Source organism: Streptomyces sp. AC627_RSS907 (assembly GCF_019049165.1).
Window position 1 is genome coordinate 1 of sequence record NZ_JAGMUE010001457.1, and the last position, 642, is coordinate 642.

General features: G+C 72.7%; 1 protein-coding gene. It reads left to right on the plus strand.

Annotation, left to right across the window (positions count from 1 at the left end; translation table 11 throughout):
• Window positions 1-225 precede the first annotated feature (225 nt).
• On the plus strand, window positions 226-642 hold a 417-nt coding region (locus KUM32_RS42415), incomplete at its 3' end, for a suppressor of fused domain protein (RefSeq protein ID WP_217146911.1).

Below are 642 nucleotides of genomic sequence, written 5' to 3' on the forward strand. Positions count from 1 at the left end.
GGTACGGAAGGCAGCAGATCACCGAGAGAAGGGGCGCGTCCCGAGCGAGAGGACGGGAGAACAGTCGGTACTGCACGGTCGACTAGGATCCACCGCAGCCCCACCTCCTCCGGCCGGTCCCCCGTAGGGGACGACGTAAGTCCCTGATCAGGCGCCAAGGCTACCAGGGGTGTATGGCCCCGGCGTGCCGCTTCGCCTCTTCGATACGGGTTCTATGCTCGCCGCATGGCCAATGTTCTCGAGCTGGTAGAAGCCCGGTTGCGGATGGCGCTGGGCGAGCCGGACGCCCGCGCCGCCATCACCTTCGTCGGCACCGACCGCATCGAGGTGCTGCGCTTCACGGGTGACGCCGCCGGCGACCGTGGCGGGGCCGACGTCGTGCGCTACGCCACCCTCGGCATGTCGGCCCAGCCCATGGCGGACCCCGCCGACCCGCTCGCCGACCCGGTGCGCGGGCCCCGCGCCGAGCTGCTGCTCACCGTGCGGGCGCGGCGGGCCGACACCGACAAGGCGCTTCGCCCGCTGGCCGTACTGGCCGCGTCGCCGCAGGTCGAGGGCGTGATCGTGGCGCCGGGTGGCTCGCTGGAGGTGGGGGAGCCGCTGTGGCCGGGGGCGCCGTTCAGCTCCGTCCTGGTGGCCGAG